Origin of the sequence: Litorilituus lipolyticus, assembly GCF_006439335.1 — a bacterium.
Taxonomy (GTDB): domain Bacteria; phylum Pseudomonadota; class Gammaproteobacteria; order Enterobacterales; family Alteromonadaceae; genus Colwellia; species Colwellia lipolytica.
This window is the reverse complement of record NZ_SAWY01000036.1, coordinates 128,029-154,381: the sequence shown is the minus strand read 5'-3', so window position 1 is coordinate 154,381 and position 26,353 is coordinate 128,029. Positions and strand designations below refer to the sequence as shown.

Here is a 26,353-nt window from a genome sequence, read left to right as displayed (position 1 = left end):
TTAAAAGAGTAGATAGTTATGTCCAATAATATCAGCAGAATACTCATTTCTACATTTGGTATAGCTATTGCTGTCACCATTATTGCTTTTTTAAGTCATAACCTTTTTACCAGCGAACTGTGGCAACTTACCAGCCTATTTATCACCAGCACGATAATAGTTTTCGCAGTAATGTTCTTTTCTCGTAGCACTTTACCCAAAGAACTTGATGAAGAAATTAAAGAAGAAAGTGATAATTCACAATTAGCTAGCATTATTATTACGCAAGCAAGCGAACTCGCCATTAACTCAGCAGAGGTGAGCTTTTTCCTGCAAGAGCTCAGTAAAGCCATCGAAACTTCCAGTGAAGATGTTGACCGATTAGCCACTGCAGCGAGTCAGCTTTCTTCTAACAGCAAACAAATCAATGACAATGCTGCACTCGCTTCTGAACAATCTAATCAAGCAATGTCAGCTAGCTCGACAAATGCAAAACAGTTAGGTGAGAATATTGCTATCGTTAACCAACTTAATGAAGCGGTTAATAGCGCCTCAACTAAAATACAATCTCTTGAAACAAAAGCCGCAGAAATTCAAAGTATTACTGATGTAATTGACGGTATATCTGCTCAAACTAATTTACTCGCGTTAAATGCCGCCATAGAAGCCGCTAGAGCAGGTGAGCAAGGTCGTGGTTTTGCCGTTGTTGCTGATGAAGTTAGAGCATTAGCAGCCAAAACCGCTGATGCAACTGCAAAAATAGGTGAAATGTTACAACAAATTGGTGACGAAACCCGCGATACAACAACGGTTATGAGTGCCATTGTGGAGCAAACAGACTGTGTAGTAACGACAATGACTGATTTATCTGATGGGTTTGAAGAAATTAATCAATTAATGTCTGACTCTTCTAACGCCAGTAAACAAATCAGTCATGCTTTAGCAGAACAAGATACTGCCGCCGAAGAAATTTCTTCCTCGGTTGTTAACTTACATGACTTTTTAATTGATAAAAGTGAGCAAACTGCCAAAATATCTACCCAAGCAGCAAGTTTATCGCATAATACTGAAGCAATTTTCCTCCAATTATCTGATCATGATGAAGGCTCACTCATCAGTACGATGTGCCAGCAAGCTCAACAAGCTGCGAACAATGTTAGTGCTTTATTTGAAGAAAAAATTATCAGTAACCAAATATCTACAGATGCCTTATTTGATTTCAATTACAAACCATTAGGCTCATCAGTTCCCGCTAAATATACAACAAGATTTGATAAATTCACTGATCAATATTTGCCGACAATTCAAGAACCTTTATTAATTGAATTTAAAGAAATGATTTATGCTGGTGCTGTTGATATTAATGGCTACTTCCCTACCCATAATCAGTGTTTTTCTAAACCATTAACTGGCGACCCTGCAATAGATGTTGTTAACAATCGCACTAAGCGATTATTTGATGACCCTACAGGCATACGTTGTGCTAAAAATAAAGATAAGTTCCTATTACAAACCTACAAACGCGATACCGGTGAAATCATGCACGATGTTTCCGCGCCCATCTTCGTAAATGGTAAACATTGGGGCGGTTTTAGAATTGGTTTTAGAGCAAAATAACCTAAAAACTCACCTTCCCTAAATACGTCTGGTGAATATTTCACCGACTAAAGTCTACATACTAAACACCTCATTTTAGACTTAGGTCTAATACCTTTTGTACACTTTTAGCTCTAACTTATTAACTCGAAAGCAGAATAAATGAGAACAAAATAAACTTTCATAAAAAAAATTTTTAATTTGTCGCTATGTAAATAGAAAAGACATAAAGATCTTAGACAGGTTATTCAAAGTTAAAAACAACAAGTAATGAAACAATAATAATCTGGCCTTAGGTAATAAACAGCTAACTACGCTGTAACCGTCGGCCTATTAAATGGGGAAAAGCAATGTTTAAAATGAAAAAAATATTACTCGCTACTGGCCTTCTTGCAATGACTGGCGCGGCCAATGCAGGTTACACCATTGATTTAGGTGACGACAACAAAATTACCTTTGGCGGTTATATAAAAGCAGATGCACGCTATGTTGATGGTACTATTGCAGCTACAGATTACTGGTACGGTGGTGGTACTGTATTGACAGATAGTCAGTCAAATTTTGGTATTTCAGTCAATGAAACACGTTTTAATACTAAGTATGTCCATGGTGACGTAACTGGCTTTATCGAAATGGACTTTTACGGTGACGCTATTGCCGGAGGAGGTAACGAAGTTATTTCAAACTCTTCTAAACCGCGTTTACGCCATGCTTTTATTAAATATAAGAATGTACTTGTTGGTCAAACTTGGACAACATTTCAAAATACCAGTTCATTAGCAGAAGCAGCTGATTTTGGCGGCCCTTTAGTTGCATCAGCCTTCATTCGCCAAGGACAAGTTCGCTATACTTTAGGTGGCTTACAATTAGCCATTGAAAACCCAGAAACTTATGGCGGCTATCGTGGTGATAAATCTACTAAAGATGATTCAATACCTGATTTCATTGCTAAATACACCTTCAAAGGTGACTGGGGTAACGTATCAGTTTCAGGTTTAGCCCGCCAATTGAAAAGTGTTACTAACGAAAGCGAATCCGCTTTTGGTTATGGGGTAGCTGGTCGCATCAAAACATTTGGTAAAGATGATTTCCGCTTCCAACTACATGGCGGTAATGTTGGTCGCTACGTTGGTGTAACCGCATCAACAGATATGGTTGGTGAAGAAGTTGAAGACACAACATCAATTATGGTCGCATATCGTCATTTTTGGACAGAAGATATGCGTAGCTCAGTTTTCTATGGTAATACACAAACTGACCTAACGGATAGAGATCGCTCACATTGGGGCGTTAATATCTTTAAGAATTTTACAAAGCAATTATCGTTTGGTTTAGAAGTAGGTAACTTTGAAATGGCAGAATCCAATGCTGATTCAGATTACGTTCAATTCTCAGCTAAATACGTTTTATAGTACTAACAATAGTACCAACCATCTTGCGTTAGTTAACCTCTAGTCGAGGTTGTTTTGGGGAAGCATTTGCTTCCCCTTTTTTTGTCTAAGAACATTGTAATTTTAACTCAGTCACTCACTTATAAGAGAATTACAAAAAGATATGATAAAGCAGGTATTTACCAGAATGTAGGCTACACTATTTTAATATAGTCTTTGGCTTGAGAGGTCCCAATGAGCTTTTTAAGAAAATATACCATTCAACAACGGCTGGCCATGTTAGTCGCTCTTATTATTATCGGGTTAATTACCTTAGACAGTTTCAGTTTATCGCAAAACTATTCATCATTATTTAACCAAAAAAAGAGCACAACCAAAGAGCTAGTTGAGACTGCGCATTCTATTATTTCACATCATTATGATTTGCAACAAAAAGGTGAGTTGACCATAGATGAAGCCCAGCAACGTGCTTTAAGTGCAATTAATAGCTTACGCTATAGTGATAGTAATTATTTCTGGGTCAATGACTTCACCCCCAAAATGGTAATGCACCCTATTAAACCAGCATTAATCGGTAAGAATGTTGCGGATGTTAAAGATCCTGATGGCAACTTACTCTTTATGGACATGGTTAACATTGTTCAATCAAAAGGCGAAGGTTTTGTTCCTTATAAATGGGCTAAACCTGGTTTTGATGAACCTGTCGATAAAATAAGTTTCGTGAAGGGTTTTACACCTTGGCACTGGATAGTCGGTTCTGGTACCTACCTTGATGATATTGATGTCATTTTTTCTCAACAACGAAATCTGCTTATCATCAAGAGCTTAATTATTGCCCTTGTCATCATCACACTCAGTTATATCATCGGTAAAAGTATTTTGTTACCCACAAGAGCCGCATCAGAATTAATGCGAGATATAGCACATGGGGAGGGAGATCTAACTAAAACCCTTGATAATTCAGGTCATGACGAAATATCAAAGCTGTCTAATTATTTTAATCAATTTACTCATGCCATGCGGCAATCCTTATCTGACGTTGCGAACAATTCAGCTCAAGTGTTAACACAATCAGAGTCTGTAGCTTCCGCTAGCCAAAGCGCGCAAGGCCTAACACAAACGCAAAATGATATTACCACGCAAGTTGCTACAGCAATGGAGGAAATGACCTCACAAATTAGAGAAGTCAGTGAAAACGCTAATTCAGCAGATCAAGCAACCGATGACGCTAAAAGCAATACCTCTGCAAGTAAAGAAATAATTTCTCATACAATTAACCAAATGGAATCTCTCTCAGATAATATCGATGGAGTAAACCAAGTTGTTTCTAGCTTAGCGCAAGAAAGTGATAATATCGGTTCAGTACTTGATGTAATTCGTGGTATTGCAGAACAAACCAATTTACTTGCATTAAATGCTGCCATTGAAGCTGCACGAGCTGGTGAACAAGGTCGTGGCTTTGCCGTGGTTGCTGATGAAGTACGAACCCTAGCTAACCGTACAGAGCAAAGCACCAATGAAATTCAGCAAATGATTCAAAAATTACAATCAGGTGCTCAAGAAGCAGTTTCTGCGGTAAAAGTCAGTCAAGATATCTCAGCAAAAACAGTCGAGCAAACTAGTAAAGCAGATGATTCATTAACCGAAGTAAATCGCTTAATGGAGCTTATTTCTGATATGAATACTCAAATTGCTCGCGCGACCGAACAACAGAGCCAAGCAGCGGATGAGGTTAATTTACGTATTAACGACCTTGCAGGGATGACAGATGAGTCATTAGCTACTACAGAGCAGCTCGCTCAAGCCAGCCAATCGTTAAAAGATAGCAGTAACTCAATGTCTGATATCGTTGGACGATTTAAGTTTTAAAAATCCTAGGCAAAAAAAAGCCAGTAGTATAAACCTACTGGCATCCATCAAAAATTTTAAATCGATTGCTCTTAAGAGCTACAAAGGGTGACTTAGTGGTTATGTGTCCTGGAGCATAACCACTAAGTTACTTACTTTGCTGTTAGTCAGTATAGTGAGAGAGCATTCACTTGCCCCAACCAACGATACAAATGATAATGATTATCATTTGTGGTGTCAACACTATTTTATAAGTTTTTTTCTTTTACTTTTTTAACTTAGCAAAGGCATCAGCAAAAGCATTGCCCATGGCTGCATTCTCAACCTTTTTAGGCTTATTTTTTCTTTGTTTTAAATTATTGTTTTCTGGTTTTTGGCTAACTGTTTTATGTTTAGGTGCCGTGCTTTTATTCGATGAAGTTTTCATTGTAGCTTTTTCATCTAAACGCATGGTTAAACTAATGCGCTTTCGTTCTACATCAACTTCAAGCACTTTCACTTTTACAATATCACCTGCTTTTACCAACTTACGCGGATCTTCAACAAATTTATCGGTAATTGATGAAATATGTACCAAACCATCTTGATGAACACCAACATCAACAAAGGCACCAAAATTAGCGACATTAGATACAACACCTTCTAAGATCATGCCTAACTTCAAGTCGGCAACGGTATTAACCCCTTCTGCAAATGTTGCTGTTTTAAATTCAGGCCTTGGATCGCGATTTGGCTTTTCTAATTCGGCAATAATATCTTTAATGGTAACGACACCAAATTCTGCTGTGGCCAAGGTATTTACATCAATTTTACTCAGCTGTGAATTGTTAATAACCTCATTTAACGACATATTCAATTGACTAATAATTTTCTCAACAACAGGATACGTTTCAGGATGAACTCCTGATTGATCAAGAACGTTATCACCGGCGGTAATGCGCAAAAAACCCGCTGCTTGCTCAAACGCTTTAGGCCCTAAGCGAGCCACTTTTTTCAGTTGCTTTCTATTGGTAAAGCGCCCATATTCGTCTCGATAATTAACAATATTATTGGCCATGGTTTTGTTTAAGCCTGAAACCCTTGTTAGCAATGCAGCTGAGGCGCTATTTAAATCAACCCCCACAGCATTTACACAGTCTTCAACAACATTATCAAGGGTTGCACTCAATTGGCTTTGACTAACATCGTGCTGATATTGCCCAACACCAATCGCTTTAGGGTCAATTTTTACTAATTCTGCTAAGGGATCCTGTAGACGCCTTGCAATTGAAACAGCACCACGAATAGACACATCTAAATCTGGAAATTCTTGCGCTGCACTTTCTGACGCAGAATATACTGAAGCACCAGCTTCACTCACTATAACTTTGTTCGGTTTATTGGAATCTAATTGAGAAATCGCTTCTGCTACTAATTTATCACTTTCGCGAGAGCCGGTACCATTTCCTATAGCAATGAGCTCAACTTTATATTGTCTGCAGATATTAACTAATGTCCGAACTGATTTATCCCAATGATTTTGTGGAGCGTGAGGAAAAATCGTACTGGTATGGAGTAACTTACCTGTTTCATCGACAACGGCTAATTTGCACCCTGTACGTAAACCTGGATCTAAGCCTAAAGTTGATTTATCACCCGCCGGCGCCGCCATTAATACGTCATGTAAATTACCTGCAAAAACATTAATTGCTTCTGTTTCTGCTTGTTCTCGTAATTGGGTCAGTAATTCTGTAGATAAACTTACACTCAGCTTTGCTTTCCAAGTTAGCTGAACCACTTTAGTTAAGAACTCAGCAGCAGATTGCTTGCTTAATGTTAAATTAAAGTGCTCTAGTATTATTTGCTCAGCACTTGAATAACTCTTGCTTTCACTTTGAGGGTCAACATTGAGTGATAACTGTAAAACACCTTCATTTCGACCTCTTAACATGGCCAACATGCGATGTGAAGGTACTGATTTTAATAGTTCACTATGCTGAAAGTAATCTTTAAATTTGCCCGACTCTCTTAATTGTTCTTTCCCTTTGATGACCTTACTGGTCAAATGCGCCTGCTTTAACAGGTGTCGCCTTAACTTCTGTAGTAAATTAGCATCTTCAGCAAACTGTTCAGCCAAAATATAACTAGCCCCTTCAAGCACTGATTTTTCATCTTCAAAGCCAGCAACTTTATTAAGGTACTTACTGGCTTCAATCATCGGGTTTAATTGCCAATTATTTAACAGCGCTTCGGCTAACGGAGCAATACCTGCCTCATTGGCAATTTTTCCTTTAGTGCGTCGTTTAGGCTTATACGGGAGATACAAATCTTCAAGTCGGGTTTTATTATCAGCTTGCTCAATTTGTTTCTGTAAGGCGTCGGTTAATTTATTTTGCTGTTTTATGCTAGTTAAAATAACTTGTCGACGATCGGCGAGCTCTCTTAAATAGATTAATCGCTGTGCCAAATGACGTAAATGACTATCATCTAACCCTTGTGTTGCTTCTTTTCTATAACGGGCAATAAAGGGTACTGTAGAGCCGTCATCTAATAAGTTGATAGCCGTATTAACTTGTGTGGTTTTTACATTTAATTCTTGAGCAATTTGCTCAGCAATCGATAACATGGAGTGAACATTCCAAGGTGTTTAATTTTAATAGCGAAATAATACCAGAAAACGAGTTTTCAACATATCGTTTCTAATTTTGTTATTATTTGCACTAAATAGCCTGTAAAACATAGCTAACAGATGAAAAAAACAAATTACATTACCCGAGCTGGCTGGGATCGATTAGATCAAGAGCTGAAATATTTATGGAAAGAAGAAAGGCCCATAATTACGCGCTCAGTCAGTGAAGCCGCAGCATTAGGTGATCGTAGTGAAAATGCTGAGTATATTTATGGTAAAAAACGATTAAGAGAAATTGACCGCCGAGTTCGTTTTTTAGTAAAACGTACTGAAGAACTCACTATTGTTTATCCTGACAAGCAACAAGAAGGACGTGTATTTTTTGGTGCATGGGTTACATTAGTTAATGAAGAAGATAAAGAAGTCACTTATCGACTCGTTGGTCCCGATGAGTGGGATGTAAAGCGTGGTGAAATAAGCATCGACTCTCCCATGGCAAGAGCTTTACTTGGTAAATCACTAGACGATGAAGTTGTAGTGCAAACTCCTGAAGGTGAACGAGTGTTTGATATTATTGCCATAAAATATGACCTAGGAAATAACTAATAAAGTGATCTTAATAGAGTCATTTTTTCTTAATAGTCAAATTGCACACCTAAGCGAACATTGATACCACGCCTATATTTTTCACCATCAAGAGTAACCGTATCTAATGTTGTGGCAACATCTAAATTAACAAACTTCATAAAGGTTACGCCGGCATTTAAATAACCCAGTTTTGTCCCTGCCAAATTCCGACTAAAACCAACGCGAGCGCTGGGTAACCACCAACTATCTGCTGCATAGCCTGCTGTTACTGTCAACCATTGGTATCTATCGCGCATAGGATCTTCTACCGGGTTAGCATCTAATTCTGCATGCAAACTCCAGTGTCTTTGCTCAGTAAAAATACCGGCTTCAAATTTCACCTGCCGTTGCATAGTAAACTCTGAATGATGATCTAATTGTTGTAATATCTTTGGTGAGTTAAATTTTTCCCGATCAAGTTCAGGAAAACGGTAGGTATTTTCAATAACATTAGTTAGTGTCGCACCGAGTTGATAATGGGGTGCAGCCCAAACAGCGCCAAAATCAAAGTCAAAACCATTTTTATAGACATAATCTGCGTTCTTAATATCTTCAAAAATGGCTTCAGCATCAGTCACTTCACCTAGTCTTGCACTAACATTTGTTAAACCGACTCGATAAAAAGTAGGCTTTACTCCCCAGTAAAGTGCACCAGCATCTGATTCATACGCTTGCTTACTGTAAGCAAATGAAAACTCCATAATTTTTGTTGATTTAACTAACAATAGACTATCGTTATCTATGTGTAGCTTAACTTTTTGGTTAGCGGGGTTATAGAACAGTGAAATCCCGCCTGAGAGATCTAACTCTTGAATAGGATCTGTTTCATCAAATTCAGGTATTGTCTTTAAAGCTTCAAGGGCTTGGTCACTATCAAACTCAATCGTTTCAAGTAATCCAACAACCTTGGCATTGCCTTTAAGCGCCATGCTCATTAATAACGAACCACCGTATAAATCTTCATTTAACACAAAACTAGCATTACTGGTTGCTTCAGCTTTTCCGTAACCCTCTGAAGCAATCAATGCTAATAGGCCAGCAGCGCTAACAACTTTATCTTCCAGTGCATCTAATCGATCTGCTAATTCAGGATACTCGAGTAGTAAATCATCCCAAGTGTAATCTCTGATCGGATTTTCGGGTGTAGGAGGCGGAGGCGGATTGCTACCATCATCTTCAGGTGGTTTAAAGGCATTTGAGATATCATCTATCTTAGAAAATAGCTCATCTAAATCGCCATACTCTAAGCCCGCACCAATTTCTATTGAGCCACCAGTCATCACATGAGGATCTTTTCGTTTAATGACTAAGGCCGCCGCGGCTGGGTTGCCTGCATTTGATAATGCTTTTTGTGAATAATTCAGACTAGCGCTTTGAGGCTGTATATCAGCTATAACCGTTGTAGAACCCAGGGCCGATAGCACTAGTAAGCCAGATTTTACTAGCGCACTTTTTTTACAACATTTTAGCGACAATGGGGACTTCACAAGCAATTATTCCAACCTCAGTTCATTACTTGCTCTATTATCTCCGTATTTGTAACTCAACTCAATATCGCTAAAAAGAATTTAACAAAGGTATTACAATTGTTATCACACTATTTACTTAACTAACCGACTTCGTAATGGAATTTGACAAACATCAAGCACAGGTAGTGGTTTTTGGTAGAAGAATTCATGAGTGCGGTGGCGGCGCTTTTCTATCCGCTCTGCAAATGCGGGTGAATCAGTGTTTTCCACTTCAATTATGATTTGCTGCTCTTTGGGTACATCTGCCATCATTTCCATTTTCACTATTGGTGTATGTTCACGACTATCTACTGCGTACTCACCTTCAATGGCTGCTGTTCGTTGGATTGCTTGAATATGCTGCATGCCGTAAACCACTCGACCAAAAATCGTCATAATGCCATCTAAATAACGTGGTGCTTGCCCAATGACAAAATAAAAGTGGCTTGAGGCAGAATCAGCTTCATTTTGCCTTGCCATTGCTAGCACACCTGGACAATGCGTTAACCAAGCTTTGCCAGTGCTTTCTGCTTTACTTGCAGGCTCAAAGGCAACGGCAAAACTATCTTTAAAGCCTGTTTGAGCAGCATAAAAGTCTTTATCTTGCACTTTAGTAAATGACCAAGTTGCTGGCGTTGACCAATGACTTTCCATGCCCACCAATGGTACTGACTTATCTTTCTCGCTATCTTCTTTTGGACCTGCTTGAGCAACAAAACCATCAATGACCCGGTTGAAAGTAATGCCATCATAAAAACCTTGCTTAACTAGACCTTTAAATTGTGCGACATGTTTAGGAGAGAATTGCGGTGCAAGCTCAATGATGACTTTACCATGAGGCAAAGTAAGTAAAACGGTATTTTTATTATCAAGTGCTCGCCATTCCTTATCATTATTATCTGCACTACATGAAGTCACACATAGCAAACTGGCTATTAGCCCCATAAAATAGATACTAATTTTCATAGTAAAACCTTAAACCCGCATTATTTATAATTAAATTGCCGCTCAGTTAAGCAAAAAAAGCCTTGCTGTACCAGCACTAATGCTTTTTGTTACTATAGCGATAGTTATTGTTCATCAGGAAAGTGTTGATCTATCGAAAGAGCATTACCACAAAATTCTATTTAGTGACTTGCTCAATATGGCCGATAAAACATGAGTGCTAAGCATAAACACAATGTATGCGACAGGTAATCAACATCCCTTAATTAGAATGGAAAGTTCATGAATAAAAGTGTTATCACCAATACTTTGGCCTTAATTGCAACTATTTTGGGCTATACCTTAGGGCAACCTATTTTATTTACTGTTGGTTTATTTGCTTTATCAGGCGCTGTAACAAACTGGGTCGCTATTCATATGTTGTTTGAAAAGGTACCTTTACTTTATGGTTCAGGTGTTATTCCAGCACGTTTTGAAGATTTTAAATTGGGCATTCGTCAACTGATGATGACGCAATTTTTTACTCAAGAAAATATCGATAGATTTCTCTCAGATAGTTCAGGTAATGCTAGCGCGATAGATTTACATCCCATCATTGAAAAAGTCGATTTATCACCCGCTTTTGACAGCTTAGTCACGGTCATCGAAAACTCTTCTTTTGGTGGTATGCTAGCCATGGTTGGTGGCAGTGAAGCAATTCAACCGATGAGAGCGCCTTTTGTTGAGAAGATGAAAGAAGCTGTGCAAGATATTACCAGTACCGATCATTTCAAGCAGCTATTACGCGATGAACTTGAGCAACCCGATGTTATTGCCGGTATGCAAGAAAAAGTAAGCGACATTATCGAAAAGCGCTTAAATGAATTAACCCCGCAACTTGTGAAAGAAATCATCCAAGAAATGATACGTAAACACTTAGGCTGGCTAGTAGTTTGGGGAGGGGTTTTTGGTGGTTTAATTGGCTTAATTGCCGCCCTAAGCAATACCCTCTAATAGCACTGTAAACCCGTAAAATTTTGTATACTAAAAATAGATGAAATAAATATAGATTATTACGTTAAAAACCTTTAAGTATCAGGTGAAATTACGTTATGCTTGAGCCTTAATTAATCGGGTGTTTTGCTGCTTTTTACAGTGGCGTAATTGCTAGCTAACATCCATCGAACCAAAAGGTAAACTTCTGTCATGTTTGGTAGTTTAAAGGCTTTGCCTGCCGACCCAATTTTAGGGTTATTGGCTAAATATAGAAAAGATGACAATCCAAATAAAATCGATTTGGGTGTTGGCGTGTACAAGAATGAAGCAGGTGAAACCACCGTACTTGATTGTGTTAAAAAAGCTGAATTACATCGCCTAAATACCGAAGACAGTAAAGTTTATATTGGTCCAACAGGGTCTGAGCTATTTAACGAGAAAATGGCTGAGCTCATTTTTGGCGATCATAAAGTATTAGCTGACAACCGCGCGCGTACGGTTTCAACACCAGGTGGCACAGGTTCACTAAGAGTTGCTGCTGAATTTATCAAAAGTTGTAAAGCGGGTGCTACTATTTGGGTTAGTAATCCAACATGGGCTAACCATACGGGCTTATTTGAAGCGGCTGGCATTACCGTTAAAACCTACCCATATTATGACTACGAAAATAAAAACTTAGATTTTGACGGCATGTTAACGGCCCTTAAAGCAGTGGCTAGCGATGATGTAGTGTTATTACATGCTTGTTGTCATAACCCAAGTGGTATGGATTTAAATAAAGAACAGTGGCAACAAGTGGCTGATGTTGCTAAATCAGTTGGATTTACACCACTGATTGATATGGCATATCAAGGTTTTGGTGAAGGTTTAGATGAAGATGCTTACGGTTTACGCTTAATGGCTGATACTGTAAATGAAATGATCGTTTGTAGTTCATGTTCTAAAAACTTTGGTTTATACCGCGAACGTATTGGTGGTTGTACTATCATAGGTGAATCAAGCATCAGTGCTGATATCGCCCATTCAGTTTTATTATCTGTTGTTCGTGTTATTTACTCAATGCCTCCTGCACATGGTGCCGCCATTGTAGAAACTATTTTAAGCTCTGATGAATTACGCAACCAATGGTATGCTGAGTTACAAGAAATGCGCGATCGCATTAACGGTAATCGTCAACTTATCGTTGATAAATTAGTAGAAAATGGTGTTGAGCGTGACTTTAGCTTTATTACACGCCAAAGCGGTATGTTCTCTTTCTTGGGTATTACGCCAGAACAAGTACAACGCTTACAAGAAGAGTTTAGCATTTATATGGTAGGCTCTAGCCGTATGAGCATTGCGGGCATTGCTAATAGCAATGTTGATTACCTTGCTAAATCAATTGCTAAAGTACTTTAATTAACGCAACTTTAGCTAAAGCAAACAAGCTGAGCTTTTTTTATTCGAATAGAGTAAAATATCGCTCAGCTTTTTTATTGCTTAATTTTTGATGTCACTCATCCCGACTCACGAGCAATATCCAGATTAAAATTATTGAGGAATTACCGTGTCTGTTACAGGTAACTTATTTATTCTATCTGCACCAAGTGGTGCAGGAAAGTCTAGTCTAATCAAAGCGCTACTTGAAAAAAGCCATGATGACAACACACGTGCTATGCAAGTTTCTGTTTCACACACAACGCGCGACCCTCGTCCAGGCGAGCAAAATGGTGAGCATTATCACTTTGTTTCAGTAGATGAATTTAAAAGCCAAATCAGCCAAGGTGCTTTTTACGAATACGCTGAAGTCTTTGGTAATTATTACGGCACCTCAGAAGCCGCGATAGATGCTCAGCTTGCCCAAGGTATTGATGTATTTCTAGATATTGATTGGCAAGGTGCTCAGCAGGTACGTATAAAGAAACCAGAAGTAACAACCATTTTCATTAGCCCTCCATCCAAGCAAGAACTCGAAAATCGCTTACGCGGTCGAGGACAAGACAGTGATGAAGTTATTGCAAGTCGCATGGCTGAAGCACAAGCAGAATGTTCTCATTTTAATGAATTTGATTACATCATCATTAACGATGATTTTAGCCAAGCATTGGCTGACTTGAAGACCATCGTATATAATCAAAGACTTACATGTAATCAACAAATTGAAAAGCATGAACAACTACTTAGTGAATTAATTAAATAAATTACTCAAGAAACTAAGTGATTACATTCGCAAGTAAATATTGTGAATAGAGAAAACCTTTTTTATCCGTAAAGTTGTGGAATTTACGACCTTATTCGCTTGAACTCAGGTTTATTAGTCATTTATATGGGCTGATACTTGCTTAATTAGCAAGCGAACAGTAAACTACGCAACTATTTTATTAGTTGGAGTGACCAAATGGCTCGCGTAACTGTTGAAGATGCCGTAGAAAAAATCGGTAATCGTTTTGACTTGGTGTTAGTTGCATCACGTCGTGCTCGTCAAATTGCAACGGGCGGAAAAGAACCTTTGGTTGATATTGAAAATGACAAACCAACGGTACTTGCTTTACGTGAAATTGAAGCTGATTTAATTTCTACTGAAGTAATGGATAACTCAGAGCGCCAAGAACAAATTGAACAAGATACTGCTGAATTAGATGCAGTAGCTGCAATTGTTGGTGGTCAACAAGACGAATTAAGTTAAGTTTAAGCCTTTTCATATCTATTTATAAGAAAAGGTCAATTTAACTTAACGAAAAGCGCGTACCTAACTCTGTTACTCAAAGCAGACTGGTTACGCGTTTTTTATTGCTTTGCATTTAATAAAAATGCCGCGTATTCTAGTATATATACTCAAATTACTTATCGATTTGGAGTGGTAGGTGTACCTATTTGAACCTTTAAAAGAACTCAGCTCTTCCTATCTATCAAAAGTACAAATTGATCTACTCAAGCATGCCTATATTGTGGCCAGAGATGCACATGAAGGACAAATGCGTTCAAGTGGTGATCCATACATTACTCACCCTGTCGCTGTTGCCATCAATTTAGCTAAAATGCACCTTGACCACGAAACGCTTATGGCGGCTTTATTGCATGATGTCATTGAAGACACTGAAGTGACTAAAGATGAGCTAGCAGAATTGTTTGGTCATACTGTAGCAGAACTAGTGGAAGGGGTTAGTAAGCTAGATAAACTTAAGTTTGATAACAAAGAAGAAATGCAAGCGGAAAACTTCCGTAAAATGGTACTTGCCATGGTGCAAGATATCCGCGTTATCTTAATAAAGCTCGCTGATAGAACTCATAACATGCGTACATTAGGCTCACTAAGGCCTGATAAACGTCGACGTATTGCTCGTGAAACCTTAGATATTTACGCACCAATTGCCAATCGCCTTGGTATTCATGATATTAAGAATGAATTGGAATTATTAGGCTTTCAGGCTCTTTATCCTATGCGCTCACGTGCATTAGCATCAGCCGTGAAGAGTGCTCGTGGCAATCGTAAGGCCATTGTAAATAATATTCAGGAAGAAATAGCTGCACGCCTTGAAGAAAGCGGTATAAAAGCGCAAATAACGGGCAGAGAAAAGCACCTGTATTCTATTTATCGTAAAATGCTAAATAAGGAGTTAATGTTCAATGAAGTCATGGACATTTACGCCTTCAGGGTTATTGTTGATGAAAAAATAGATAACTGTTATCGCACGCTTGGGGCAGTACATAACTTATTTAAGCCTATTGAAACTCGCTTCAAAGACTATATTGCCATCCCTAAAACTAATGGCTACCAATCACTGCATACCTCGTTAATTGGTCCGCACGGTATTCCTGTAGAGATTCAAATCAGAACGCAAGATATGGATCAAATGGCAGACATGGGTGTCGCTGCACACTGGCTTTATAAACAAGCAGGCGATGACACCGGCACAACTGCGCAAATGAAAGCTCGACGCTGGATGCAAAGCTTACTTGAGCTGCAACAGAGTGCTGGTAGCTCATTTGAGTTTATTGAAAACGTAAAATCTGATTTATTCCCTGAAGAGATTTATGTTTTTACACCTGATGGTCGCATCATTGAACTCCCAATGGGAGCAACAGCTGTCGATTTTGCTTATGCAGTACACACCGATGTAGGTAATTCTTGTGTTGGGGTAAAAGTTGATAGAAAGCCTTATCCATTAAGCCAACCTATAGATTCTGGTCAAACAATTGAAGTCGTCACTTCTGCGGCGGCAAGACCTAACGCAACTTGGTTAAACTTTGTCGTTACCGCCAAAGCGCGTCTACAAATACGAACCTATTTACGCTCTAGAGAGAAAGACGAATCACATGCTCTGGGTCTTAGATTACTTAGTCATGCTTTAGGTAAAACGAAAATAGATGACATTGAGCAAGCAAAAATTGATGAAGTTGTTCAGCAAAGTGGTAATGAAAGCTTTGATGAGCTCATCACCAATATTGGTCTAGGTAATGCCCTTAGCATAGGTATTGCAAGGCAGCTTACTGACGAATTCACTGAAGATGTTGAAGAAAATGATAATGTCAGTAAGGCCAAAATGCCAATTAAAGGCACTGAAGGCATGTTGGTTAGCTATGGTAAATGTTGTCGTCCTATACCTGGCGATTCCATCTTAGCTTATTTAAGCCCAGGGAAAGGCTTAATGGTCCATCAAAATGGTTGTCGAAATATTAAAGGTCATGAGCAAGGCAGTTTATTCCCAGTAAAATGGGATACCGATATAGACCGAGAGTTTATTGCTAAATTACGGGTAGAAATTATCAATCATCAAGGTGCATTAGCCCTATTAACCAGTGTAGTCGCCAAAAGTGGCTCAAATGTTCATAACCTTAATTCGGGTGAAAAGGATTCTGGCTTATATGTTATTGATATGGAAATCACCTGTCGCGACCGTATTCATTTAGCTGATATTATTAGAAAAATTAAAGTTATGGTTGATGTTCAGCGCGTCATCCGTAACAAGTAAAAACTATAAAATTTGAAGTAGGATTAACTATGAAAAGCATAATTTCAACAGATAAAGCCCCAAGTGCCATTGGTACCTATAGCCAAGCAGTTAAAGTAAAAAACACGGTCTATTTATCAGGTCAAATTCCTTTAGTACCTGAAACCATGGAAGTCGTTTCTGACGATTTTGCCGAACAAGCAGAACAAGTATTCAAAAACTTATCTGCCGTGTGTGAAGCCGCAGGCGGTTCTATTAACGATATGGTTAAAGTAAATATCTTCATGACTGATTTAAGTAATTTTGCCACGGTAAATGAAGTCATGGCGCGTTATTTCGAGCAGCCTTACCCTGCACGTGCTGCGATACAAGTTTCAAGATTACCAAAAGATGTCGCTATTGAAATTGATGGTGTATTGGAATTACCAAGCGTTACATAAGCTAGCCACCCCTAGAAAAATTAACCCTCTCACTTGAGCTATTTTATATTCGAATAGCTCAAGCATTCACTTAAGAATTAATAACACTATGACACCAGAAAGACTTGATCGTATCAATACTATGTTAGACAAACGCCAACCAGATCTAACGGTTTGTATGGAAGGCGTCCACAAGCATCACAATTTAGCTGCTGTGGTTCGAACTTGCGATGCTATTGGTGTTAGCGATGTTCATGCGGTGTGGAAAAGTGAAGAAACAGAGGTTAGAGGTGGCAGTGCCGCAGGTAGCCAAAACTGGATTGATGTTCACAATTATCACCAAACAGCTGATGCAATTGCGGCACTGAAAGCACAAGGTATGCAAGTATTAGTCACTAACTTATCAGATACTGCGGTAGACTTTAAAGAAATTGATTACACCAAGCCGACTGCCATCATATTAGGCCAGGAAAAATTTGGAGCCTCTAAAGAAGCTCTAGCGCTTGCCGATCAAGATATCATCATACCTATGGTTGGTATGGTGCAATCGCTGAATGTCTCTGTTGCATGCTCTGTAGTATTATATGAAGCCCAAAGACAACGACAACTCGCGGGTCTATACGATAAACCTAGGTTAAGTGAAGAACGACGTCAACGAGTATTGTTTGAGGGCGGACACCCCATTTTTGCTGAAGCCTGTCAACGTAAAGGCTTGCCCTATCCTGCCATTGATGAGCAAGGGCAAATAGTTGCTGATGAAGCTTGGTGGCAAAAAATGCAGATGAATAAAGATGCTTGGCAGCATATTGATGACTAAACCACATAGGTAACCCCCATAGTCATGGAAGCACTCACTAAACTCTCTCAAGTAAGCCTAACCAGTCTTAAAGGTGTAGGCCCAAGCTTAGCAAGTAAACTTGAGAAAATAGGCCTAGTGTCTGTGCAAGACATGCTATTTCATTTGCCGTTACGCTACGAAGATAAAACACGGGTAACTAGCATAAGAGACCTGTTACCCGGCACGTCAACCAATATCATCGGTGAGATAACCAATAGCCAAATAACACACGGCAAGCGACGTATGTTAGTGGTGACACTTAATGATGGTACAGGCAATATTCAACTGTGTTTTTTTAGTTTTTCAGCCAGCCAAAAAAACAATCTCAGTATTGGTCGTGCAATCCGCTGTTATGGTGAAATAAAACGTGGCCCTCGAGGCTATCAAATTGTTCACCCTGAATACAAAGCACTGGATCAAGATTCACCGTTAACACCCGTTGAAGAAACCTTAACCCCTGTTTACCCAAGTACCGATGGCTTAAGACAAATATCTTTGCGAAGTATAAGTGAGCAAGCACTACAACGATTGCAACGGGGGATTATTGATGAACTGCTGCCCGATGCATTATTTGATGAACAATACTCACTAAGCCAAGCACTCACCATTATTCATCGACCACCACCTGATATCTCCGTTGAGCAGCTAGAACAAGGTAAACACCCAGCGCAGTTACGATTAATTAAAGAGGAATTACTTGCTCATAACCTAAGCATGCAAAAGTTAAGGCAAAACAGTGATATTCATGAAGCTATTTCATTAAAGGTGAATGAAGAATTATCACAGCAATTTCTTGATTCCTTGCCATTCTCACCAACCAACGCTCAAACACGCGTAGTTAATGAGGTGCAAAATGATTTAGCTAAATCATTACCTATGATGCGCTTAGTACAAGGTGATGTAGGCTCAGGTAAAACCTTAGTGGCTGCGTTATCAGCGCTAACGGCTATTGGTCAAGGTTATCAAGTTGCCTTAATGGCACCGACTGAAATTCTAGCAGAGCAGCACGCCATTAATTTTCAAAATTGGTTACAAGCACTTAATATCTCTGTTGGTTGGTTAGCTGGAAAAACTAAAGCAAAGGCGAGAAAACTTGCCCTTGAACAAATAGCCAACGGTGACATGCAAATGGTCATAGGCACCCATGCTTTATTTCAAGCCGATGTAATTTTCAAAAATATGGTACTGGTTATTATTGATGAACAGCATAAATTTGGCGTTCAACAGCGCTTATCTTTGCGTGATAAAGGTGCATTTAATAATAAATTTCCTCATCAACTGATCATGACAGCAACCCCTATTCCACGTACGCTTGCCATGACAGCCTATGCCGACTTAGACACTTCCGTTATTGATGAATTACCACCAGGTAGAACACCAATTAATACCATTGCTTTACCTGATAGTAGACGGGACGATATTGTTGAACGCATTCGACAAGCATGCAGCCAAGATAACCGACAAGCGTATTGGGTTTGTACCCTTATTGAAGAATCTGAAGTACTGCAATGCCAAGCCGCTGAGGATACTGCTCAATATTTGCAAGCACAACTAACCGAGCTTAAAGTAGGCTTAGTTCATGGCAGAATGAAAGCCATTGAGAAACAAGCGGTAATGGATAATTTTAAAGCGGGTGAATTGCACTTATTAGTCGCTACAACTGTCATTGAAGTTGGTGTCGACGTACCCAATGCCAGCCTGATGGTTATCGAAAATCCAGAGCGCTTAGGCTTAGCGCAACTGCATCAACTGAGAGGGCGAGTGGGTCGTGGTTCCATTGCTTCTCATTGTGTACTAATGTACAAGCCTCCTTTATCTAAAACCGCCACCAAGCGATTAGCCGTGCTTCGAGAAAGTAATGACGGCTTTGTCATCGCTGAAAAAGATTTAGAAATTAGAGGCCCTGGCGAATTGCTCGGTACTAGGCAAACAGGCCTTGCTGAATTAAAGATTGCTGACTTAGTTCGTGATGCCTACTTGATTAGTGACATTCAGCAAAAAGCCTATCTAATGGCAAGACAACATCCGATGCAAAGCCAAGCACTTATTCAGCGTTGGCTCGGTAATAAAGAACGTTTTTCAAACGCATAAAGACAACCTTATCTCACCTAAAGCACTTACCTTTGCATATGAGCCAATGGCGACTATAGTTACTAAATAAAGACCTTTAGGGCAGTTAAAGCCATTTATTTGAGTTTTTATCTGCTGTGATTGGATAACACCAATGAAAATTCTTTTCTTATTCGTTCTACTAAGTAGCCTATCTATTGCTCCTATGTCTTTGGTGGCAAGTAACTTAACGGTGAGTTACTTCAAAAATAATATTGAACATTCCGTTCAAGGTGTAAAAACTGAAAACGGCTATCAATTTAATAAAGAGTCTAACAAAATACTGAATCTCGCCACATTAAATTGGCCTCCTTATATTAGCGAAGAAGTCTGTAACAATGGTTGGGTATTTCAATTTACTGTCGCTGTATTAGTAAGTAAAGGCTATCAAGTTAATATTCATTTCTACCCATGGGCACGTTCCGTGAAATTAGTAGAACAAGGGGATATGGATATACTTTTTCCTGAGTACTTTATTGAAAGTACTGCCCCTTCAGACGTCATTGAAGGTAAAAAGCGTCGGGAACTCTTGGCCTTATCAAATAGATTTTCAGGCGGAGAATTAGCGTTAATGAAAAGAAAAGGTGACGAATTTGAACTTAAAAAAGACTTAAGTAATTTAAAGGGAAAGATGATCGGTGTAGTTCGTGGTTATCAAAATACACCAGAGTTTGATGCCATGATGGATAGTGAGCAATTTATGACTATTGATGCGGTAGATGAATTGCAATTAATGAAGCTCCTTGTTGCAAAACGTGTTGATCTGATTGTCGGTGACCCTGAAGTATTTAATTTTAGTGTGAGCTTTTCCAATCTCTCTAATAGAAATAAGCAAGCATTATTAAATGGCGTAGAAGCCGTACAACCAGTGTTAAAATACAATCATTTATATTTTGCAGTTAGCCAACAGTATCCCGAGTTATACACATTACTCGACGATATCAATCTAGCATTGCTTGAATTTCAACAAAGTGGTGAAACCGATAGAATCGTAAATTTAGGCAGTGGTTGTCAGTTAGATTTCTAAGCAAATTTATAAGCCTTCATGCATAAAAAAGGCTGCCCACTAATTTCTTACTTGAAAATAGTGCAGCAGCCAAACATGAAACACGCGGAGTAATCGGGAAAAACCACCGCGCATATTATATGAACGCTAAAAGGTCAGAATTATTTCATTGTTGAGTAATTAATGTGCTTCATCCCAATTGTCACCAATACCAGCTTCAGCAATCAAAGGTACAGATAACTCTACCGCATCATTCATCAACTCAACCAACTTTTTAGTGGTTTCTTCAACAATATCTTGATGAATTTCAAACACTAATTCATCGTGTACTTGCATGGTCATTTTTACTCGGTCATCATTTTGAGCTAGTAACCATTCATCAACTGCCAGCATGGCTTTTTTGATGATATCAGCTGCAGTACCTTGCATGGGCGCATTAATCGCGGCACGTTCTGCCGCTTTTTTCCTCATACCATTTTTAGCATTAATGTCAGGTAAATACAGTCGACGACCAAATAGTGTTTCAACATAGCCTTGTGCTACGGCTTGTTCTCTAGTCTCTTCCATATAAGTTAATACGCCAGGATAACGCTGGAAGTATTTATCCATATAATCTTGAGCTTGATTGCGGCCAATATTTAGTTGTTTCGCAAGCCCGAAAGCAGACATACCGTAAATTAAACCAAAGTTAATGGCTTTCGCACTGCGGCGCTGATCACTAGTCACTTCATCTAGTTCTACAGCAAATATTTCTGCCGCTGTGGCTCGGTGAATATCTTTGCCTTCACTAAAGGCCGTTACTAAACCTTTATCATTAGATAAATGCGCCATAATTCGTAATTCAATTTGTGAGTAATCAATCGCGACAATTTTATGATCTTTAGGCGCGATAAATGCCTGACGAATTTTTCGACCTTGCTCACTACGAATTGGAATATTTTGTAAATTAGGCTCTGTTGACGACAAACGTCCCGTTGCCGTAACTGCTTGATGGTAAGATGTGTGTAAGCGGCCACTTTTGTTACTCACCATTAATGGCAACTTGTCGGTGTACGTTGATTTTAGCTTGCTTAACCCGCGGTTTTCTAAAATCACTTTCGGTAAAGGATAATCAAGGGCAAGCTCTTGTAAAACTTCTTCAGCCGTTGAAGGCGCTCCTTTAGGTGTTTTTTTGATGACCGGGATTTTTAAGTCTTCAAATAAAATTTTCTGCAACTGCTTTGGAGAGCCTAAATTGAAACTCTGCCCGGCTAAATTATGTGCTTCAACCTCCAGTTCACTTAAGCGCTGACCTAACTGCTGACTTTGCTCATCAAGTAAATCGCTGTCAATTAATACACCACCTTGTTCCATACGGGCAAGTACTGGCAATAATGGCATTTCAATGTCGTTAAAAACGCTTAATTGCTCTGGTAATTGCTCAAGAGCTGGAAACAGTGTTAAGTGTAACCTAAGGGTAATATCAGCATCTTCAGCAGCATAATGACCCGCTTTTTCAACATCAATTTGATTAAAGGTTAATTGCTTCGCCCCTTTACCAGCAATATCTTCAAAATGTACCGTTTTATAATCTAGGTAAGTGGTCGCTAAGGCATCCATATTGTGGCGTGTAGCGACACTGTTAAAACAATACGATTCAATCATGGTATCAAATTCAATACCCTGCATATTAATATCGTAATGACTCAGCACATTGGCATCATATTTAAGATTTTGGCCAATTTTGTGAACGGTTTTACTTTCTAGTAGTGGCTTTAATTGTGCTAATACCCAAGAAAGTTCTAATTGTTCAGGTGCATCGGCATAATCATGTGCCAAAGGTACATATGCAGCCTTACCAGCTTCACAAGCAAATGATAAACCTACAAGTTCAGCTTTCATATAGTCAACGCTTGTGGTTTCAGTATCAAATGCAAACCGCTCACTCTTCTCTAACAGCGACAACCATTTTTGCAGTGACTCCTTACTGTAAATAATGTCATATTCTGTCTCGCTAACCTCAACAGGTGTCACCACAATATCGCCTGATTTTGCAGGTTGAGTCACCTTAGTATCAGTTTTACGGTCTTGCTCTTCAGTAGGCTCTCCACCGGTTATTTCAGCAAGTAAGCGTTTTAGTTCAAAGGTTTGGTAAAGCTTGACCAAGGCTTCTTTATCAGGCGAACTCGGTTGTAATTGCGCTACCGTTTGATCTAACTCAACATCACATTTAATCGTGGCGAGTTGATAAGATAATGGTAATTGCTCAAGCGCATCTCTTAAGTTTTCGCCAATTTTTCCTTTAACTTTGTCAGCATTTTCAATGACCTTTTCAAGGGTACCATGCTCAGTTAACCATTTAACGGCAGTTTTAGGACCACACTTTACAACACCTGGTATGTTATCAACCTTGTCACCCATTAAGGCTAGGTAGTCAATAATTTGATCAGGGCGAACGCCAAATTTTTCACTAACCCCTGCAACATCCATCTCAACATTGGTCATGGTATTAATCAATCGCACATGCTCGGTGACTAATTGCGCCATATCTTTATCACCAGTCGAAATAACCGTTTCAATGCCCTGCTCTGTAGCTTGCTTTGCTAAGGTGCCAATCACATCATCCGCTTCAACACCGGGTATCACTAATAATGGTAGACCCATTGCGGCAATAATCTCATGTAACGGCGCAATTTGTGTGCGTAAGTCATCAGGCATTGGAGGGCGATTAGCTTTATACTCTGGGTACATGTCATTACGAAAGGTTTTACCTTTAGCATCAAAAATTACCACTACATTGCCGTTAGGGTAATCTTTTTTCAGGCTTCGAATCATATTCAAAACACCTGTTATTGCCCCTGTTGGCTGTCCTGATGCCGTAGAAAGCGCTTGTAAATAAGGCACATGATAAGCCCTAAATAAATAGGAAGAACCATCAACCAAAATTAACGGTGAAAGAGGTGAATTTTGCAAAGTAGTGTCAGTAGCATTGGACATAAGCGTAAAAAGAATTTTCAAAAGTGGCTAAAGTTGGCTAAGGATGCCATAAAGCGAAGGTTGCCACCACATTCTTAGTCAATTCAGATGTGATTAATGTCAAAAAAACTGTGGATAACTTTGTGAACGAACAGGAGTTATCGCCAAAATAGAATTGAATTCTTTTTGCTTTGGCTTAATCATGCGTTTGATTTAATTAGAAAAATGCGTGTACTAATGCCTTTTAGTACCTTTCTTTATTATTTTTGTTATATGTGGATAAATTATTATCGCTGTTAAATACGTCATGTGCAAAAAACAAGCAACAAGTAAATAACGAGGTAAAAGATTATCAGAATCTGACACGATTACCAGCGCAATATTAAACTTTTTTTAAAGATTAATTACAGCTATAAATAACAAAAAAACATAAGCTAGGTTTCATAAGCGTTGGCAAGAAGTGTTAATTAATTTTAAAATTTTCTGCTTAACTTTTTACTTAAAAATGTTGAGCTTTTAAATGACTCACCTAGCAAAAAATTGACAGTTTAATTTGAGTCAACTACCTTTGCACGTTACACAAGATACGTTTGTATAAAAACTGAACTAATAAAAACAACAAGGAATAAAAAATGAATAAGTTATCAACCTTATCACTTGTCACCTTGGCAAGTCTTGCTTTGAGCCCAATGGCATTTGCTCACGATCATGGTGAAGGAAATCATATTAAACAATCTGTCGCACCTAAGACAGCCAATGCTTATATTATTTCTCCAGCCGATGGTGCAACGGTTAGCGAAACTTTCACAATAAAGTTTGGTTTAAAAGATATGGGGGTATCACCAGCTGGCATCGAGAAAAAGCACACGGGCCATCATCACTTATTAGTTGATATGGATAAATTACCGCCACTTGATAGACCACTAGGTAGCGATGTAAAACATTTTGGCGGTGGACAAACAGAAACCACGCTCACCCTGCCTAAAGGCAAGCATACCTTACAATTAATTTTGGGTGATCATCGTCATATTCCTCATAGCCCTGCTGTAGTTTCTGAGAAAATCACCATCACGGTGAAATAAATCATTGCTTTTGTTCGATAAAAAAAGGGGCTGATTGCCCCTTTTTTAAACTCTTTTTCACCGTTTACATCGTTACGAATTCTTCCGCAGAGGTTGGGTGAATGGCAATAGTGTTGTCAAAGTCTGCTTTTGTCGCGCCCATTTTCATCGCTACAGCAAAACCTTGTAATAGCTCATCACTACCAAAGCCAATACTGTGAATACCTACTATGCGCTCCTCTTTACCAACACAAACTAATTTCATACGTGTTGGGTCTCTATGCTCTTCGGTCATTGCTTGATATAACGCGGTAAATTGCGAGGTATAGACTTTTACTTGCTCTTCACCATACTGATTAATCGCTTCTTGTTCGGTTAAACCGACTGTACCAATAACAGGGTGACTAAATACTACAGTCGCAATATCGTTATAATCTAAATGCTCATAAGGCTTATTGTTAAATAAACGCTCACATAATCGTCGACCGGCGGCCACAGCAACAGGTGTAAGCTGAGCACGCCCTGTGTTGTCACCCACCGCATAAATACCTTCAATTTTGGTATTTTGATATTTATCGGTAGGAATAAAACCACGCTCATCTAGTTCAATACCTGTTGATTCAATATTGATATTATCTGTTGCTGGCTCTCTGCCAATGGCCCAAACCAGTTTTTCTACGGGGCCTACTGTATTACCGTTAGTTAAGTGCACCATCAGCTGACCATCAGCCAGTTTTTCAATACGTTCAGGTGTACTGTGATTATGCAGAGTTGGACCATGCTTAGCCATTTGCTCAACTAAGGTGTCACTGAGCATATCATCAAAGCCACGTAATGGTTTTTCTTTGCGCACTAATAAATGAGCTTCTGTACCTAACGCGTGAAATACTCCGGCTAATTCAACTGCAATATAACCAGCACCAACCACAGCAACAGATTTAGGCTGTTCTGTTAAAGCAAAGAAGCCATCTGAATCTATACCGTATTCCGCGCCTGCTATAGATGGAATAGACGGTCGACCGCCTGTCGCTACAGTAATATGATCAGCAGTGTATAGGGTGCCGTTAACCTCAACGGTATTCTTATTTACAAACTTGGCAAACCCTTGAATAACCGTTACATCATTGGCATCAAAACCACGTTGATAAGCCGCATGAATTCTCTCAATATAAGCTTCTCTATTACTAACTAAACGAGCCCAGTCATACGCTTTATTCTCAACATTAAAGCCATAATCATGCGCGTACTTTAATGCATCACTAATTTGCCCAGCGTACCACATCGCCTTTTTAGGCACACAGCCAACATTGACACAAGTACCACCAATATATTTGGCCTCTATTACCGCCGCTTTTTTGCCTAATCTCGCTGCTCTATTTGCAGAGGCTATGCCACCACTACCTGCACCAATGGCTAAATAATCGAAATGTTGTGTCATGAGTTCTCCAAAAATATTGATCGCTAACTACAGTTATATGTATTAGCTTAGTACTACAAGATATATGTGCAATAGACAGTAAATTCAAGCGATATATTTCATCTCGACCCTTGATTTTT

Annotated in this window: 19 protein-coding genes; 14 read left to right on the top strand and 5 right to left on the bottom strand. The window is 39.0% G+C overall.

Annotation, left to right across the window (positions count from 1 at the left end):
• The first annotated feature begins 18 nt into the window (after nucleotides 1-18).
• From EPA86_RS14130 to EPA86_RS14120, 3 genes are all read left to right on the top strand, one after another.
• Complete coding sequence (locus EPA86_RS14130) at nucleotides 19-1,596, top strand: methyl-accepting chemotaxis protein (protein WP_140604714.1); 1,578 nt, start codon at nucleotides 19-21, stop codon at nucleotides 1,594-1,596.
• Nucleotides 1,597-1,934: 338 nt separating this feature from the next.
• Complete coding sequence (locus tag EPA86_RS14125) at nucleotides 1,935-2,987, top strand: DcaP family trimeric outer membrane transporter (protein ID WP_425462577.1); 1,053 nt, start codon at nucleotides 1,935-1,937, stop codon at nucleotides 2,985-2,987.
• 213 nt (nucleotides 2,988-3,200) lie between these two features.
• Nucleotides 3,201-4,835, top strand: coding sequence for a methyl-accepting chemotaxis protein (locus EPA86_RS14120; RefSeq protein ID WP_140604710.1), 1,635 nt, complete (start codon nucleotides 3,201-3,203; stop codon nucleotides 4,833-4,835).
• Nucleotides 4,836-5,079: 244 nt separating this feature from the next.
• Here the strand turns inward: EPA86_RS14120 and EPA86_RS14115 are convergent, their stop codons facing one another.
• Nucleotides 5,080-7,419, bottom strand: coding sequence for a Tex family protein (locus EPA86_RS14115; protein WP_140604708.1), 2,340 nt, complete (start codon nucleotides 7,417-7,419; stop codon nucleotides 5,080-5,082).
• A gap of 123 nt (nucleotides 7,420-7,542) precedes the next feature.
• Here EPA86_RS14115 and greB point away from each other — a divergent pair, with 123 nt between their 5' ends.
• On the top strand, nucleotides 7,543-8,028 hold the full coding sequence (greB, locus tag EPA86_RS14110; protein WP_140604706.1) for a transcription elongation factor GreB: 486 nt from the start codon (nucleotides 7,543-7,545) through the stop codon (nucleotides 8,026-8,028).
• A gap of 29 nt (nucleotides 8,029-8,057) precedes the next feature.
• Here greB and traF read toward each other — a convergent pair whose 3' ends face one another.
• Both traF and EPA86_RS14100 read right to left on the bottom strand, forming a co-directional pair.
• Nucleotides 8,058-9,473 (bottom strand): conjugal transfer protein TraF, encoded by a 1,416-nt coding sequence (traF, locus tag EPA86_RS14105; RefSeq protein WP_246058400.1) that lies wholly within the window; start codon nucleotides 9,471-9,473, stop codon nucleotides 8,058-8,060.
• A 177-nt stretch (nucleotides 9,474-9,650) separates the two neighbouring features.
• Nucleotides 9,651-10,523: a peptidylprolyl isomerase gene (locus EPA86_RS14100; protein ID WP_140604702.1), complete on the bottom strand. Its 873-nt coding sequence runs from the start codon at nucleotides 10,521-10,523 to the stop codon at nucleotides 9,651-9,653.
• 261 nt (nucleotides 10,524-10,784) lie between these two features.
• Between EPA86_RS14100 and EPA86_RS14095 the strand changes: the two genes are divergently transcribed.
• The 9 genes from EPA86_RS14095 (at nucleotide 10,785) to EPA86_RS14055 (ending at nucleotide 20,801) form a co-directional block, all read left to right on the top strand.
• Nucleotides 10,785-11,495 (top strand): DUF445 domain-containing protein, encoded by a 711-nt coding sequence (locus tag EPA86_RS14095; RefSeq protein WP_140604700.1) that lies wholly within the window; start codon nucleotides 10,785-10,787, stop codon nucleotides 11,493-11,495.
• 192 nt (nucleotides 11,496-11,687) lie between these two features.
• A complete protein-coding gene (locus EPA86_RS14090; RefSeq protein WP_140604698.1) occupies nucleotides 11,688-12,875 on the top strand; it encodes an amino acid aminotransferase in 1,188 nt (395 codons plus the stop codon).
• Between the two features lie 142 nt (nucleotides 12,876-13,017).
• On the top strand, nucleotides 13,018-13,656 hold the full coding sequence (gene gmk / locus EPA86_RS14085) for a guanylate kinase (protein ID WP_425462576.1): 639 nt from the start codon (nucleotides 13,018-13,020) through the stop codon (nucleotides 13,654-13,656).
• A 198-nt stretch (nucleotides 13,657-13,854) separates the two neighbouring features.
• Nucleotides 13,855-14,142 carry a DNA-directed RNA polymerase subunit omega gene (rpoZ, locus tag EPA86_RS14080; RefSeq protein WP_140604693.1) on the top strand — a complete coding sequence of 96 codons (288 nt, stop codon included), beginning with the start codon at nucleotides 13,855-13,857 and terminating at the stop codon, nucleotides 14,140-14,142.
• 178 nt (nucleotides 14,143-14,320) lie between these two features.
• Complete coding sequence (gene spoT / locus EPA86_RS14075) at nucleotides 14,321-16,429, top strand: bifunctional GTP diphosphokinase/guanosine-3',5'-bis pyrophosphate 3'-pyrophosphohydrolase (protein ID WP_140604691.1); 2,109 nt, start codon at nucleotides 14,321-14,323, stop codon at nucleotides 16,427-16,429.
• A gap of 29 nt (nucleotides 16,430-16,458) precedes the next feature.
• Entirely contained in the window at nucleotides 16,459-16,848 is a 390-nt protein-coding gene (locus tag EPA86_RS14070; RefSeq protein WP_140604689.1) for a RidA family protein, read from the top strand.
• Nucleotides 16,849-16,936: 88 nt separating this feature from the next.
• Nucleotides 16,937-17,644, top strand: coding sequence for a tRNA (guanosine(18)-2'-O)-methyltransferase TrmH (trmH, locus tag EPA86_RS14065; protein ID WP_140604687.1), 708 nt, complete (start codon nucleotides 16,937-16,939; stop codon nucleotides 17,642-17,644).
• A 24-nt stretch (nucleotides 17,645-17,668) separates the two neighbouring features.
• On the top strand, nucleotides 17,669-19,756 hold the full coding sequence (recG, locus tag EPA86_RS14060; protein WP_140604685.1) for an ATP-dependent DNA helicase RecG: 2,088 nt from the start codon (nucleotides 17,669-17,671) through the stop codon (nucleotides 19,754-19,756).
• 133 nt (nucleotides 19,757-19,889) lie between these two features.
• Complete coding sequence (locus EPA86_RS14055; RefSeq protein WP_140604683.1) at nucleotides 19,890-20,801, top strand: substrate-binding periplasmic protein; 912 nt, start codon at nucleotides 19,890-19,892, stop codon at nucleotides 20,799-20,801.
• Nucleotides 20,802-20,960: 159 nt separating this feature from the next.
• Here the strand turns inward: EPA86_RS14055 and polA are convergent, their stop codons facing one another.
• Complete coding sequence (polA, locus tag EPA86_RS14050) at nucleotides 20,961-23,732, bottom strand: DNA polymerase I (RefSeq protein WP_140604681.1); 2,772 nt, start codon at nucleotides 23,730-23,732, stop codon at nucleotides 20,961-20,963.
• A 635-nt stretch (nucleotides 23,733-24,367) separates the two neighbouring features.
• Here polA and EPA86_RS14045 point away from each other — a divergent pair.
• The gene (locus EPA86_RS14045) at nucleotides 24,368-24,817 is read left to right on the top strand and encodes a DUF4399 domain-containing protein (protein ID WP_140604679.1); all 450 of its coding nucleotides are present in this window, start codon (nucleotides 24,368-24,370) and stop codon (nucleotides 24,815-24,817) included.
• 64 nt (nucleotides 24,818-24,881) lie between these two features.
• Here EPA86_RS14045 and gorA read toward each other — a convergent pair whose 3' ends face one another.
• Nucleotides 24,882-26,234 (bottom strand): glutathione-disulfide reductase, encoded by a 1,353-nt coding sequence (gene gorA / locus EPA86_RS14040; protein WP_140604677.1) that lies wholly within the window; start codon nucleotides 26,232-26,234, stop codon nucleotides 24,882-24,884.
• Between the last annotated feature and the right edge of the window lie 119 nt (nucleotides 26,235-26,353).